Origin of the sequence: Haloarcula sp. CBA1127 (assembly GCF_001485575.1) — an archaeon.
In the GTDB taxonomy this organism is placed as follows: domain Archaea; phylum Halobacteriota; class Halobacteria; order Halobacteriales; family Haloarculaceae; genus Haloarcula.
On record NZ_BCNB01000006.1, the window covers coordinates 1,970,899 to 1,985,442 of the forward strand.

At 62.0% G+C, this 14,544-nt stretch carries 13 protein-coding genes, 1 tRNA gene and 1 pseudogene; 6 read left to right on the forward strand and 9 right to left on the reverse strand.

Features of this window, described 5'->3' with window-relative positions; genetic code table 11:
- Window positions 1–30 precede the first annotated feature (30 nt).
- The gene (locus AV059_RS14600; protein WP_058995543.1) at window positions 31–1,857 is read right to left on the reverse strand and encodes an FAD-binding protein; all 1,827 of its coding nucleotides are present in this window, start codon (window positions 1,855–1,857) and stop codon (window positions 31–33) included.
- Between the two features lie 247 nt (window positions 1,858–2,104).
- Here AV059_RS14600 and AV059_RS14605 point away from each other — a divergent pair, with 247 nt between their 5' ends.
- The 3 genes from AV059_RS14605 to AV059_RS14615 all read left to right on the forward strand — a co-directional run bounded on the left by AV059_RS14605 (window position 2,105) and on the right by AV059_RS14615 (window position 4,558).
- Entirely contained in the window at window positions 2,105–3,454 is a 1,350-nt protein-coding gene (locus tag AV059_RS14605; RefSeq protein WP_058995545.1) for a PAS domain S-box protein, read from the forward strand.
- Window positions 3,455–3,709: 255 nt separating this feature from the next.
- The gene (locus AV059_RS14610; protein ID WP_058995547.1) at window positions 3,710–4,255 is read left to right on the forward strand and encodes a DoxX family protein; all 546 of its coding nucleotides are present in this window, start codon (window positions 3,710–3,712) and stop codon (window positions 4,253–4,255) included.
- 15 nt (window positions 4,256–4,270) lie between these two features.
- Window positions 4,271–4,558 (forward strand): hypothetical protein, encoded by a 288-nt coding sequence (locus tag AV059_RS14615; RefSeq protein ID WP_058995549.1) that lies wholly within the window; start codon window positions 4,271–4,273, stop codon window positions 4,556–4,558.
- A gap of 113 nt (window positions 4,559–4,671) precedes the next feature.
- On the opposite strand, the gene AV059_RS14620 is transcribed toward AV059_RS14615, so the two are convergent.
- From AV059_RS14620 to AV059_RS14635, 4 genes are all read right to left on the reverse strand, one after another.
- Entirely contained in the window at window positions 4,672–5,559 is an 888-nt protein-coding gene (locus tag AV059_RS14620) for a succinate dehydrogenase/fumarate reductase iron-sulfur subunit (RefSeq protein ID WP_058995550.1), read from the reverse strand.
- A gap of 3 nt (window positions 5,560–5,562) precedes the next feature.
- On the reverse strand, window positions 5,563–5,928 hold the full coding sequence (locus AV059_RS14625; RefSeq protein ID WP_004592521.1) for a succinate dehydrogenase hydrophobic membrane anchor subunit: 366 nt from the start codon (window positions 5,926–5,928) through the stop codon (window positions 5,563–5,565).
- Window positions 5,928–6,347, reverse strand: coding sequence for a succinate dehydrogenase, cytochrome b556 subunit (gene sdhC, locus AV059_RS14630; protein ID WP_004592522.1), 420 nt, complete (start codon window positions 6,345–6,347; stop codon window positions 5,928–5,930). The genes AV059_RS14625 and sdhC overlap by 1 nt, the downstream gene beginning before the upstream one ends.
- A gap of 99 nt (window positions 6,348–6,446) precedes the next feature.
- Complete coding sequence (locus tag AV059_RS14635) at window positions 6,447–7,469, reverse strand: succinylglutamate desuccinylase/aspartoacylase family protein (RefSeq protein ID WP_058995552.1); 1,023 nt, start codon at window positions 7,467–7,469, stop codon at window positions 6,447–6,449.
- 114 nt (window positions 7,470–7,583) lie between these two features.
- Here AV059_RS14635 and AV059_RS14640 point away from each other — a divergent pair, with 114 nt between their 5' ends.
- Entirely contained in the window at window positions 7,584–8,936 is a 1,353-nt protein-coding gene (locus AV059_RS14640; RefSeq protein WP_058995554.1) for a RimK family alpha-L-glutamate ligase, read from the forward strand.
- Between the two features lie 29 nt (window positions 8,937–8,965).
- On the opposite strand, the gene AV059_RS14645 is transcribed toward AV059_RS14640, so the two are convergent.
- The 3 genes from AV059_RS14645 to AV059_RS14655 all read right to left on the reverse strand — a co-directional run bounded on the left by AV059_RS14645 (window position 8,966) and on the right by AV059_RS14655 (window position 11,696).
- Window positions 8,966–9,577: a DNA-3-methyladenine glycosylase gene (locus tag AV059_RS14645; protein WP_058995556.1), complete on the reverse strand. Its 612-nt coding sequence runs from the start codon at window positions 9,575–9,577 to the stop codon at window positions 8,966–8,968.
- A 45-nt stretch (window positions 9,578–9,622) separates the two neighbouring features.
- A complete protein-coding gene (gene cysE, locus AV059_RS14650) occupies window positions 9,623–10,180 on the reverse strand; it encodes a serine O-acetyltransferase (protein ID WP_058995559.1) in 558 nt (185 codons plus the stop codon).
- Window positions 10,181–10,538: 358 nt separating this feature from the next.
- A complete protein-coding gene (locus tag AV059_RS14655) occupies window positions 10,539–11,696 on the reverse strand; it encodes an acyl-CoA dehydrogenase family protein (RefSeq protein WP_058995561.1) in 1,158 nt (385 codons plus the stop codon).
- 113 nt (window positions 11,697–11,809) lie between these two features.
- Between AV059_RS14655 and AV059_RS14660 the strand changes: the two genes are divergently transcribed.
- Window positions 11,810–13,774, forward strand: coding sequence for a 3-hydroxyacyl-CoA dehydrogenase/enoyl-CoA hydratase family protein (locus tag AV059_RS14660; protein ID WP_058995563.1), 1,965 nt, complete (start codon window positions 11,810–11,812; stop codon window positions 13,772–13,774).
- A 153-nt stretch (window positions 13,775–13,927) separates the two neighbouring features.
- A tRNA-Glu gene (locus tag AV059_RS14665) sits at window positions 13,928–14,002 on the forward strand.
- A gap of 91 nt (window positions 14,003–14,093) precedes the next feature.
- Here AV059_RS14665 and AV059_RS23175 read toward each other — a convergent pair.
- Window positions 14,094–14,456, reverse strand: a pseudogene (locus AV059_RS23175) (hypothetical protein); the annotation flags it as partial.
- Window positions 14,457–14,544: the final 88 nt, after the last annotated feature.

Below are 14,544 nucleotides of genomic sequence, written 5' to 3' on the forward strand. Positions count from 1 at the left end.
AAACAGATATTGCAGCCGACGGTCAGGTCGTCAGTACGACCGGACCTTCGGTTCGTAGGTCTCTTCGTCGCCTTCGAGGATGACGGGCTTGTAGTACAGCTCTGGCTGTCCTTCGTTCCAGGCAAGCATCGTGTGCTTGATCCACTCCTCGTCCTTGCGTTCTTGGTGCTCGGCACGCCAGTGTGCGCCGCGGAACTCCTCGCGGGCGAGCGCGCCGAGCGTGATGGCCTCGGCTACGTCGAGGATGTTCCTGGTCTCGATGGTGTGGATGAGGTCCGTGTTGTAGGTTCGGGACGGGTCTTCGACGGCGACGTTCTCGTACTCCTTGCGCGCCGACCGGAGGTCCCGAAGGGCCTTCTCAAGGCCGTCCTCGGTCCGGAACACGTTGACGTTCTCCGTCATCGTCTCCTGCACGTCCGCGCGGACCTCGGCGTGGTTGATGCCGTCGGACTCGATGAGGGTCTCGATGCGCTGGCGTTCCTGCTCGACGGTGCTTCCGAGCACCGCTTTCGGTTCGACGGCGGCCCCGTCGGCGGCGACATCGTCGCTGCTGGCGTCGATTGCGCCGGGGTCGACCGGCGGTTCGACGTCACCGGGCTCGCTCTTGGCGGAGAGGCCGGTCTGGATTTCGGCGGTCTTCATGTCCTTGCCGGCGGCGTGGTGGCCGGCTCGGGCACCGAACACGAGCAGTTCCGGCAGGGCGTTGCCCCCGAGTCGGTTCGCGCCGTGCAGCGAAACACACGCAGTTTCGCCGGCCGCGTAGAGGCCATCGATACACGTCTCGCCGTTCTCGTCGCACTCGATGCCGCCCATGGCGTAGTGCTGGCCGGGCTTGACCGGCATCGGCTCGTCGAGGCCGTCGACGCCCTCGAAGTCCTCCGCGAGGTGAAGTATGTTCTCAAGCCGGTCGAGAATGCGCTCCTCGCCGAGGTGGCGCATGTCGAGGTCGACGTACTCGTCTTCGACCCCGCGGCCCTCGTTGACTTCCGTCAGTTCGGCACGGGCGACCACGTCACGGGAGGCCAGTTCCCCCTCGTTGTTGGCGTAGCCGTGCTCGAACATGAACCGCTCCTCGTCGTCGTTGTAGAGGATGCCACCCTCACCACGGACCCCCTCGGAGATGAGGACACCCGTCGATGGCAGCGTTGTCGGGTGGAACTGGATCATCTCCATGTCTTCCATCGGGACGCCGGCGCGGTAGGCCATCGCACAGCCGTCACCGGTGTTGGCGACGGCATTCGTGGTGTGGTCGAAGGCCTGGCCTAGGCCGCCCGTTGCGAGAATCACGCCGTTGTTGGCCCGGAAGCCCTGAATCTCGCCGGACTTGATGTCGTAGGCGACACAGCCGTGACAGACGCGGTCCTCGGGGTCGTCGTGGTCGGTGACCGCGAGCTGGGTCACGTACCACTCGTCGTACACCTCAATGCCGCGCTTGACCGCCTGCTCGTACATCGTGTGCAGGAGGTGGTGCCCGGTCTCGGCACCTGCGTACGTCGTCCGCGGATAGGAGAGGCCGCCGAACGGGCGCTGAGAGACGCGGCCGTCGTCCTCGCGCGAGAAGGGCATCCCCCAGTGTTCGAGCTGGATGACCTCTTCCGGGGCGTCCTTGGCGAAGGTGTCGATGGCAGGGGCGTCGCCGAGGTAGTCGGACCCCTTCATCGTGTCGTACGCGTGGAGATCCCAGGAGTCCCCTTCCTGGAGGGCGGCGTTGATTCCCCCCTCCGCAGCACCTGTGTGGCTCCGAACCGGATGGAGCTTGGTCACGAGGGCAACATCTGCACCCTCTTCGTCCGCTGCAATAGCCGCCCTGAGGCCAGCGCCACCCGCGCCGACCACGATAACATCGTGTTCGTACATTGTGAGAGTGTCTCTTGGCGTGGTTTCGGCTTAGGATTAGCCAAACTTAAGCCTCCCTGTTGCGTTACCAAGAGCTTCGGCATCAGTGGGCCACACCCCGCTTCTGCTATCGGGCCAAAATATCAGAGGAAACGAATTTTGTACTATCCGATGGAATTATATCTCGTGCTGTGAATACTTAGGAACCGACTACTGATACTAGACCCACCGGATAGTGTCACTACGGGCCCGACCCGTTCCCACCCTGATGCCAGACCAGTATCTCACGTCAACTGATGACTTCGAAGCGGTGTTAGCCGAGGCACCCACGGTGCTGACAGTTACTGACGAGGAATTGACAATACGGTTTGTAAGTCCAGCAATCGAACGCGTATTGGGGTACGATATGGAGTCACTTGTCGGCACAAACTGGCTGGATCTCGTCCACCCAGAGGACGCGGAGCGGGTCCGGGCAACACTGGCGGACGAGCGGGAAGACGACGGGACGGAGTACCGGTTCCGGAACGCCGACGGCGACTGGGTCTGGCTCGAAACCATCGTCTCAGGGGACACCGAGACGGACCGCGATTGCTGCGTGTTCACTTCCCGCGATGTCAGCGACCGACCGCGCTTCGAGGCCCAGTTTCGCCAGTTCGTCACACACACCTCCGACGTGCTCACTGTGTTCGACGAGCAAGGTAACGTCGAGTACATCAGTCCGTCCGTGGAACGCGTCCTCGGCTACGAGCAAGACGCGATGCAGGACTCAGACCTCTTCGAGTACGTACACCCGGACGACCTCCCGAACGCACTCACCGAGTTCGGCCGGATGATAGACGAACCGGGATACGTTGCGGTCATTGAGCATCGATACCGCCACGCAGATGGCGACTGGATCTGGGCGGAGTCCCGCGGCCAGCAGGTCACGACTGGCCCGCTGGAAGACCACGTCGTCGTGACGACCCGCGATATCTCCGAGCGGAAACAGCGCGAAGAGGAACTCAAGCGACAGAACCAGCGCCTTGAGCGGTTCTCGGACGCGATTAGTCACGACCTACGGAACCCGCTGGACGTCCTCGACGGCTCGCTCGAACTCGCACGTGAGACAGGTGAAGAAGCGCACTTCGAGCGCGCCGAGCGGAGCATCGACCGGATGTACACGCTCATCGATGACTTGCTGGTACTCGCCAAGCAGGGCGTTAACCCTGCGGAAATCGAGACAATCGACCTCAGCACCCTCTCACAGCGGGCCTGGTCGATGGTCGACACCCAGGACGCGACGCTTGAAACCGATGCCGACGACAGCATCAAAGCCGACGAAGGTGCGATGTTGGAATTACTGGAGAACCTCTTTCGGAACGCTATCGAACACGGTGGCGACGACGTGACCGTCACTGTCGGGACGGAATCGTGGGGGTTCTATGTCACCGACGATGGTGCGGGCTTCCCCGACGGCACTGCGGACCTGTTCGAACCCGGCTACTCGACGGCCGATGACGGGACCGGGTTCGGGCTCTGCATCGTCGAACAGATCGTCGACGCACACGACTGGGAAGTCATCGCGACCGACAGCGAAAGCGGCGGCGCCCGTTTCGAGTTTATCTGCTGCGATAGCTGAGTGCGCTTTTTTTGTTCGACGACTGTAATCGCCGTCCAAGCCTATTTTGCCCGGCTCGCTGTAGGTACAGGGAACGTGAAAATCTGCGTCTTCGCCGGCTGGAGCGGCTTTTCGAACAGTTCCGTGTCGACGTCATTCCCGATCATGGGGCGGTTCTCTATCTTTCAGCGACGACGCGTTAGAGCGATTATTGAGGGACAAATTATAGGCAAAAGTTGAATACATATAACTGTGTTATCCATGTTGTGGGAACACATGGCAACTAGCGACCTCACCAACGTTCAGACCCGGATGCTCGGGCAAGACGTCACGTTCAGCGTGTCACAGCCGTGGCTGGCCTACTGGCTAGTCATTATGCGGTTGGTCGGCGGCTGGTGGCTGTTACACGCCGGCCTCGACAAACTCGCTAGCTGGCCGTTCGACGCGAGCTGGTTCGTCGGCGGCGCCGCCCAGGGAACGAGCCTCGGCCCCATCGTCACTCTGTTCAGTAGTGGCGCCGGCCTGGCGTTCACCAACGTCGCGGTCCCGATCGGTCAGGTGCTGATCGGCCTCGGACTGATCTTCGGTGCGCTCACCCGTACGGCAGCGTTCTTCGGTGCGTTCATGATGGTGTTCTTTTACTTCATCAACGGCGAGACCGGTGCCTGGTCTCACGGCGTCGTCACGGGCGAGTTGCTGGGCATTCTCATCTTCGGGATGATTGCCACTCTCGGTGCGGGCCGCGTCCTCGGCATTGACGCGTATCTGCAGAACACCGAGGTCGTCAAGAACAATCCGCGGCTCCAGTACCTCATCGGCTAATGGAGACGTCAAAACATGAGTGACTTAACCACAGCAGACAAGATCGTAATGTACGTCGGCGGCGGCCTCGTCCTTCTCGGTACGGTTGGTATCGGCCTCGTGGAAATGTTTCTGGGGAGTCCACACCCCGTCTCCGGCGAGGGACAGGTCGTGCACGATGCCCTCATTCCGCTCGAAATCCGGTCGTATATCATCCTTCTGGGATTTCTCATCTGGGCCGTCTACGCCATCTACAAGGTGGCCGTTGGTGGACGTATTCCCGGCACTGCTCAGTCAGACGTGCGTCCCGGGCAGGCCGACTAACTCCTACTGTCCTCTTCCGTCATCCAGTGTAACTACTGCCAGCCCAGTCCGCTTCTGTCGCTTGATTTGAGGAGTACGGCAGAAGTACGCGTATCGGTTATACTACGCTGAAGTTACCAGAACTTCAGGTTGTTCTTGACCGCTTCCCGCTTGAGTTCCTGGATGTGCTCGGTCAGCGGGATGTCCTTCGGACACACTTCGGTACAGGAGAACTGGGTCTGGCAGCGCCAGACGCCGTGTTCCTGTTCGATAATACGCAGGCGCTCTTGCTTGCGATTCTCGCCCTCGCGGTTGTCCATCGCGAACCGATAGGCCTTGTTGATGGCGGCGGGACCGAGGTACTCGTTGTCGCCGGCGGCGATATTACACGAGGACATGCACGCGCCACACCAGATACACCGCGTGGACATCTTGACCTTCTCGCGGTTCTCCCGGGTCTGGCGCTGCTCTTCGAGCTTGTCGTCAGGCGTCTCGTCGGCGTCGAAGTACGGCTCGACGGCCTCCATCTGGTCGTAGAAGTGCTCCATGTCGACGACGAGGTCCTTCACGACCTCCTGGTGGGGCAGCGGCTCGATACGGACCGGGTCCTCAAGCTCGGAAATCTGCGTCTTGCAGCCGAGGCGTTGTCGCCCGTTGACGAACAGCGCGTCCGACCCACAGACGGCCTGCCGGCAGGAGTGTCGGAACGTCAGCGAGGAATCGTAGTGGTCCCGTGCGTAGATGAGGGCATCAAGGATGGTCATCCCCTTGTGGAACGGGACGCGGAAATCGTCGAAGCGCGGTTCCTGCTTCCCCTCGATTTCGGGGTCGTAGCGGAACACTTTCAGCGTAATCGTGTCTTCGTCGTCGAGCGTCTCCTCTTCGACTTCCCGCTGGGCCTGCTCCTGTGCCTGTCGTTCGTCTCGCTGTGCGCGCCGACGGTCGCCCGGGGATTCGACCTCGGGCTCTGTTTCCTCGTCGGCCTCTGTCTCGGTTTCCTGTTGTTCGATTTGCGTACTCATAGTTCAGACGAGGGTCGTCATGGCCAGCGACACGCGGGTCCCCTGCACGACGAGCAGGAGGCCAGCGATGCCGAGCATATACTTGACTGCGTTTTTCTGGGAGCCGGTGAGTCCCTGGTTGACCAGCGCGTTGTACACGCCGTTGACGCCGTGGAACGTTGCGGTCACGAGGAACAGCCACATCGTTGCGAAGTAGCTGACCTGGCTCATCCGAGCCTGCGTGCCCAGGAACGTGATATCCGAAGCGTGGTTCACGAAGTGCAACAGCATGAAGTGGAACGCGAGCACGCCGATGAGGAACACCGCTGTCAGGCGCTGGAACAGCCAGCGGCGCCCGCCGCGGTCAAAGGAGGAGTAGTGCTGTGCCATCAGGCTAGTTTCCCCCCGAGGAACGTCGGCACGCTTGCGATGACGATTGCGCCGGTCAGCAGGAGCGACGCGTAGAAGCTCTTGTCCTGCGATTCCAGCCCCACGCCGAGATCAACCATCAGCAGCCGAATCCCGTTGAGGATGTGGAAGACGGCGACAGCCAGCAGGCCGACTTCAAGGAACCGGACGATCAGCAGCGATTCGAGGCCGCTGAGCGTGCTGGTGTAGAGGTCACTGCCTGCCTGCGCGCTCGCCGGATCGACGCCGACCGAAGTGCTCAGCACCGCGATGTGGGTGAACAGGTAGCCCACGAGAACCCAGCCGGTGAACTTGTGGAAGATCCAGGCCCACATCCCGGCCGTGAACTCCCGCCACCGTCCGAAGTCCTCGACGGTGCCGCGATTGTAAGACTGACTCATACACTGGGGGGTTAGTCCGGGGACAGATAGTAGTTTCTACAACGGACGCGTATCGCCGGAATCCCGCCCGAAGACGTTCGTCAATTGACTACTCCGTCGTCACCAATCGTCGTCGTCCGCCCGGCGGTTCCACTCGATGGCCCGCTGTGTCCGGTCGTCGAGTCGGACCAGATGGCAGAGGGGGTTGCCGGGATACACCAGTGGGTTCTCGAGGATACCGACCAGCAGGCCGGTAAACGGCGCACGCATCAGCGCGTTCTCCGTCTTGAACGGGTTCGCGATCGTACAGATCACGTCGTCCTCGTACACTAGGTCACCGCGGTCGTAGTGCATATCCACGAGGCCGCCCGAATCCGCACGGATCCAGGTTTTCTCGCTGCTGTCGTCGATGACCGTCCGCCAGCCTGGCCACCGGACGGTGTCTGAATCTCGGAGGCCGAACTCCGCAAGCACTGACCCCACGCTCTGTAGGGCAGAGTCGATGAGCGGCCGCTGGAACCGATGGGCTTCGCCCATCTCTATCGTGATCGTCGGGACGCCCGAATCGCTCAGCTCCCGCCGGAGCGACCCCGACGGGCCTTCCGAGGAGATGATGACGTTCGATGCGAAGGCATTTGCGACCCGCGCAACCTCAGGGTCGTCCATGTCCGCCCGGACGTGAAGCATATTCGTCCGCCCGCGCGTGGACGTGTGGAAATCGAGGCCCACGTCACACGGGGCCAGGAAATTCCGGAAAATTTCGTGGGCCATCCGCTTCGCGCTCGTCGATTCCGGGTCGCCGGGGAACGAGCGGTTCAGGTCCCGGTCGTAGATCGGCAGGTACCGCTCCTGTGCCAGAAATGCAGGGACGTTCAGCACCGGTAGACAGATCAGCGTCCCCGCCAGCCCGTCGTGGTCCCATTCGTGGGCGACCTCTCGAACGACCTCGATGCCGTTGAGTTCGTCGCCGTGTGCCGCTGCGGTGAGAAACACGGTCGGACCGGCCCGCTCCCCGTTGACGATGGTAACCGGCATCCGGACGGCGTCACCCAGATACGTCTCGCTGACCGTATAGCGAATGTTGCGGGTCTCGCCCGGCGCAACAATTCCCCCGTCGTAGGTGAACGGCTCGGCCTCGTCCATGCCATCACAACGAGAGGCGGCGGCTAAAACCCCTCCGGCAAGGCGGTGACCCGGTAGAGTCGTCCCGCATTACATATCCGTACATCTATACTGTGGCCGACAGAAGGCGACAGCATGAGCGACCAGGATATCACGGTTGGCGTTCTCAGCCTCCACTCCAGCAAGGAGTCGAAGGCCATCCTGAACGCGGTCGATGAGATGGGCTACGGGACGGAGTGGCTTCGCACCGAAAACACCGCTATCAGTGTTGCCGACGGCGAGATGACGCTCGAACCCGCCGTTGATGTGGTCGCGAATCGGCTGTTGCTCTCCAGCGACGAACACCCCGCGGAAGGGATCGGCCTCGGGATGACTATCAGCCGGCTCGCACCGACGTTGAACGAGCCGATGGCTGCGACCACGGCGCTGCACAAGTTCGCCAGCGCCGCCGCACTGGCCGATGCCGGCGTTCCGGTCCCGGACGCCCTGCTCGCGCTATCGAGTGACCTGCTGAACGAGGAGCGGGACCGCTTCGGTGACCGTGCGGTGTACAAGACGGCCATCGGCACCCACGGCGGCGGGACGTGGATGGTCGATCTGGAAAACCAGGTCAACGCACAGGTCGGTGGCCGCTACGCGTTCTTACAGGAGTACATGGAACACGACCAGCAGCGCCACCACGACCTTCGCGTGTACGTCGTCGGTGACCAGATTGTCGGCGCGATGAACCGCTACGCGCCCGAGGGTGAGTGGCGGACGAACGTCGCGCTCGGCGGTGAAGTCGAGAACATGACGGGTGAACTCCCCGAGCGGGTCAGGGAAATCGCGCTCGATTCGGTTGACGCCATCGGGCTGGACTACGCCGGTGTCGACATCGTCCAGAGCGATGACGGCTACTACGTGCTCGAAGTGAACCCCACGGCCGGGTTCCGTGGCCTGTTCAAGGCCAGCGGCGTCAGCCCTGCCCCATACATCGCTCAGCTCGCCATCGAGCGGGCCGGCGGAAGTGTCGACGATGAAACGGTCGAACGGCTCTCCGACCGACTCGACGACTCCAAGCCCGCGTGTACGCCGAAGAAGCCACAGCCGCAAGCGCAGAAGAACGTCGTCGTGGGCTACATCGAGGAGGTCGTCGTCACCGGAACACAGGGGACCAAGTCCGTCCTCGCGAAATCCGACACTGGTGCGACCAGAACCAGTATCGACGCCAAGCTCGCTGCGGAAATCGGAACGGGGCCGATTCTCGATATCGTGAAGATCAAATCCGGGAGCCTCAAGTCCGGCCGTTCGCGCCCGGTCGTCGATCTCGTCGTCGGCGTCGGCGGGACTCAGCACACCGTCACCGCCAGCGTCGAAGACCGCGGACACATGGACTACCCGCTGTTGCTGGGACGGGACATCCTCAAACACTATCAGGTCGACGTGAACCGCCGCGCGGACGACGAGACGGAAGTGGACACCGAGGAAGAGGAACAGAGCGAAGAGTAACGGCGCTTAGTACCTCCGTTCGAGCCGTCTCAGTCCTCGCGCACTTCTGCGACGCTTTCGGCGATATCCTCGCTGGCCCGCCACAGATACAGGCTCGCGTAGCTTCGATACGGCGACCACCGCTCGGCGTACTCTCGCATCTCCGCGCGGCTGTACCCCTCACCGACGACGGCTTTGAACCCCTTTCGGATGCCGAGGTCGCCGACCGGAAACACGTCTTCACGGCCGAACGCGAACAGGAGTTGCATATTTGCGGTCCAGTCGCCAACGCCCGTGATGGCCGTTAGCTCTTCGTGGATTTCCTCGTCAGCGGCGTCCTCAAACGTCGCCAACGAGTAGCCATGTTCCAGAAACGCATCGGCGACCTCGTTGACGTAGCGGGTCTTCTGCCGTGAGAGGCCGGCATCTTGGAGCACTTCGTTGTCAGCGTCTTTGATGCCCGCCGGTGTCACGGTGACGGCGTCGAACAGTCGCTCCCGTGTCGCGGCGGCCGACGCCATCGACACCTGCTGGCGGAGAATCGAGACGACGAGCCGCTCGAAAAGGTCTGACGCCGGGTCAAGCGTGAGTTCGCCGTGTGTCTCGACCAGCGGTCCGATGTCGGGGTCCGCACGTAACGCATCGTGTGGCGAGTCACTCATCGATCTGTGGTACTGACTCGACGGAAAAGAACGTATCTGTCGCCGTTAGCCGTCAGCGATGATAGGGTCAGGATTTGGTGAGGCGACACCGGCAGCGCCGACGGGCTCCGCCGGATTGCCGACGACTGTTGTTTCCGGGGCCACGTCATCGACGACGACAGCGCCAGCGCCGACGGACGCGTTCTCTCCAACGGTGATCGGCCCCATTATCGAGGCATCAGCGCCGATGGTCGCGCCGTCCTCGACCGTCGGGTGGCGCTTTTCGCGGCGCATGGACGTCCCGCCGAGGGTGACACCGTGGTACAAGAGCACGTCGTCGCCGATTTCGGCCGTCTCGCCGATGACGATGCCCATCCCGTGGTCGATGAACACGCGGTCGCCGATCTCCGCGGCGGGATGTATCTCGACGCCGGTCAGGAACCGCGTGACGTGGGAGATGAGTCTGGCGAGTAACTTCCGGTCGTTCGTCCAGAGCCAGTGGGCGACGCGATAGGCCCAGATCGCGTGCAGGCCGGGGTACGTGAGCGCGACCTCCATCGCGCTGGTCGCCGCCGGGTCCTTTGTGAGTGCTGTACGAATATCCGTTTTCAGTCGGTCAAACATTGGTGTGGTGTAGTGATAGCGTATCATCTGCGCACGAGACAGTCGGTCGCGGTCCGAATCACCGGACGAAGTTCACTGGGAACAACAACAGCGACGGAGAGAGCAGCAACTGATTACGGTCCGAAGCGGGCGAGTGGCGCGGCGTGAGACTCGGTCGCCCATCGTTGGTCTACCTACAACGCTCGGTAGCTTAAAAAGCAGTGGTTCGACCACCTTCTTTCCCACTCGGCAAGCGCACGCCCGGGCTACCAGCAATTCAAGAAAGCAGCGAGCGCTCCACCGGCCACTGACCGGTGACCGAGGCGAAAGCCATGAAGAGTGACCCCGGGGCAATTCACCGCCGGCAACCGGAGCCTGTTCAAGTCATGCCCTTCCCGAGCAGTTCTCGGGCGATGATATTCTTCTGAATCTCGGTCGTCCCCTCGTAGATCTGGGTGATCTTGGCGTCACGGTAGAACCGCTCGACGTCGAAGTCGTTGACGTAGCCGGCGCCGCCGTGAATCTGGACGGCCTCGTCGGCCGTCTCGACAGCGACGCGGGAGGCTTTTTCCTTGGCCATCGACGCCAACTGCGTGAGCTTGTCGGCGTCGTTGTCGACGCTCCAGGCAGACTTGTGGGTTAGCTGGCGTGCGGCCTCGATTTCGGTGAACATCTCGGCGAGCTTGTGCTGGATAGCTTGGAACTCTGAGATGGACTGACCGAACTGCTCGCGGTCCTGAGCGTATTCCAGAGCACGCTCGGCGGCCCCACGAGCGATACCGACGCCCTGTGCGGCCACGCCGGTCCGGGTCTCGTCGAAGAACTGCATTATCTGGAGGAAGCCAGCCCCGCGCGTTCCCACAAGGTTGTCCTCGGGGACGCGCACGTCGTTGAGGATGAGTTCTGCCGTGTCTGATGCGCGGATGCCGAGTTTCCCCGTAATCTTCTCGGCTTCGAACCCGTCGCGGTCGGACTCAATGAGAATCTGTGAGAAGCCATTGTACCGCCCCTCTGCGTCTGGGTCCGTCTCACAGAGTACGACGAAGTAGTCGCCGACCGAGCCGTTGGTGATCCACATCTTGTTACCGTTGATGACCCACTCGTCGCCCTCCTTTCGCGCCTGCGTCGACACCGACGACACGTCCGAGCCGGTGTCGGGTTCGGAGATGGCCGCGCCCATGATAGCGTCGCCCGTGGCAACGGGCTCCAAGTACTCCTCCTTCTGGGCCTCTGAGCCGAACCCGATGAGGGCGTCAGCACCGAAGGCGGCCGACTGGATGCTCAGACCGATACCGGGATCGGCCGCGAACAACTCCTCAGCGATGATAGCGTTCGTCAGCGTATTGTAGCCTGCGCCCCCGTACTCCATCGGGATGTTTGCCCCGGTTAGCCCCATCTCAGCGGCCTTTTCGACGATTTCTCGGGGGAACTTCTCTTCAGTGTCGTACTCGGTCGCGACGGGTTTGATTTCGTTCTCGGCGAACCGGGCGATCTCGTCCTGTATCTGTCGCTGCTCTTCTGTCAGTCCGAAGTCCATATGTGGTGTGTTGACGTGAACTGCATTAATGGTTTGTAATCCGAAATAAACTGGAGAGTGGTTTTCTAATGAGAGAAACGTTGAAGCCTCGGCCGGCAGTGGAACGATATGTCATGGATTTCGAGGATATTGACACTATCGCCGTGCTCGGTGCCGGGAATATGGGCCATGGAATCACCGAAGTGGCCGCGCTCGCAGGCTACGACGTGCGGATGCGGGACATCAAAGACGAGTTCGTCGAGGACGGCTACGACAACATCGAGTGGTCGCTAAACAAGCTGGCCGAGAGAGACCAGCTCACGCAGGAGGAGGCCGATGCGGCACTTGACCGTGTGACGCCGCTTGTCGATGTCGAGGAAGCGGTCAGCGACGTCGACGTGGTCATCGAGGCCGTGCCGGAGAAAATGGAGATCAAGAAGGACGTGTACACAGAGGTCGAAGAACACGCACCCGAGGACGCCATCTTTGCCACGAACACGTCCAGCCTCTCCATCACGGAGCTGTCGGAAGTGACCGAACGGCCCGAGCAGTTCTGTGGGATGCACTTCTTCAATCCGCCGGTGCGGATGCAACTGGTCGAGGTAATCTCCGGCGCACACTCAGGCGACGACACGCTGGACGCCATCGAGGCGCTTGCCGAAGACTTCGGCAAAACACCGGTCCGCGTCCGCAAGGACTCGCCGGGATTCATCGTCAACCGCATCCTCGTCCCGCTGATGAACGAGGCCGCGTGGCTCGTCCACAACGATGAGGCGACTATCGCCGAGGTTGACTCGACGACGAAGTTCGACATGGGCCTGCCGATGGGGTCGTTCGAACTCTCAGACCAGGTCGGCAATGATGTGGGTCTGCACGTGCTTGAGTATATGCACGAGGTCCTCGGCGAGCCGTACGCCCCGTGTCCGCTGCTCGAACAGAAAGTCGAGAACGAGGAACTCGGGAAGAAGACCGGGAGAGGCTTCTACGACTACGAGAACGGCGGCGTCGACATTCCGACCGACGCCGGCCGCGAAGACGTCGAACACCGCCTCGTCGCCGTGATGGCAAATGAGGTCGGAAAGCTCGTCGAGAACGACGTCGCCCCCGTTGCAGACATCGACCAGGCCGTCCAGCTCGGCGGCGGCTTCCCGGACGGGCCCGCAAAGATCGCCGACAAGACCGGCCTTGAGACGCTCGTCGACACACTTGAGGAAACCCACGAGGAGACCGGCGCGGAGCGCTATGCCGTCGCTGACGGCCTCCGAGAGGCCGCCGAGGCGGGCGGCTTCTATGGCAGCGACGACGACGCGCCGGCGGAGTTCGACAACGTCACGATCGAATATCCCGGTGACATGGTCGGTCACATCGAACTCGACCGTCCCCACCGGATGAACACCGTCAGCCCAGACCTGATGGACGACCTCGCCGACGCCGTCGACCTACTCGAAGACGACGACGAGGTGCGTGCCATCCTGCTGACCGGAGCCGGCGACAAGGCGTTCTCCGCCGGGGCCGACGTGCAGGCGATGGCCTCGAACGCGACGCCGCTGGACGCTATTGAACTCTCCCGTAAGGGCCAGCAAACCTTCGGCAAGCTCGAAGAATGTTCGATGCCGGTCGTCGCCGGCATCGACGGCTACGCGCTGGGTGGCGGGATGGAACTGGCGACCTGTGCCGACCTCCGCGTGGCCTCGGAGCGCTCCGAGCTGGGTCAGCCCGAACACAACCTCGGCCTGCTGCCGGGCTGGGGCGGCACGCAACGCCTCGCCCGGATCGTCGGCGAAGGCCGCGCCAAGGAGATTATCTTCACCGGAGACCGCTACGACGCCGACGAGATGGCCGAGTACGGCTTCATTAACGAGGTCGTCGACAACGACGCCCTGCACGAGCGGGCGTTCGAACTGGCCAAAGACATGGCCGCCGGCCCGCCGGTCGCACAGAAGCTCACCAAGCGTGCGATGCTCGCCGGCCGCGACGACATCGATGCTGGCCTCGAAGTCGAATCACAGGCCTTCGGCCACCTCATCGGCACCGACGACGTGATGGAGGGCATCAACGCGTTCATGGGCGACGGAGAGCCGGACTTCGAAGGGAAGTAAGGACAGTCGCTCGCCGAGCAACTACATTACATCTTTTCGTTGGATACGTCTCAGGGTTGGTCTGCTTACGCTAATCACACGCCTGTGGTACGCACCCTCAGGTAGCGTTGATTTCGATGGGGTTAAATTGGTCCACCCGGAACGGTTGAGTACGCTCGGTTGGTGTAGTCCGGCCAATCATCTTGGCCTTTCGAGCCGAGGACCAGGGTTCAAATCCCTGACCGAGCACATTACTGTCGCAAACAAGTTCGCAAGCAACTGCTGCATCAGCCGTTCGATGCAGCACCCCTCTGAACAGGTGTGGTGCGCACTCGCGCTTTCAGTCTCCGAGCTGCACGATGTACCTGCTCTTTGTCCCGAGATACGTCCTGGAATCTGTGACCGTTAGAGGGGTCGTTGTTCCCCGAATGGTGACGCTCCAGATCGGGTCGCCGCCGAAAGAAAGCGTGTGCACACCGGTCGCATCATCGCTCCGGGTCCAGCAGACAACTGTGTCAGCTGTCGTCTGAATCTCTCGTAGCGACCGTTCGAACGAGAGGCTCCAGACACGCTCTCCGACAATTCGGTTAACGGCATGGACCGTCGTCTCGCCACCAGAAACGCACACTATCCCATCCCGCACGATCGGCCGATTCGTCCTGCAATGACCCCACTGCCCCACCAGTGGGCCGTTCGTCTGGTACGTCCATCGGACTGCGTCACCCTCTGGCGGGTCGGGCCGCTTCTCGCTTGCTGCCCGCTGGTCCGTCGCTGTCTCTGTCGCCGGGTCA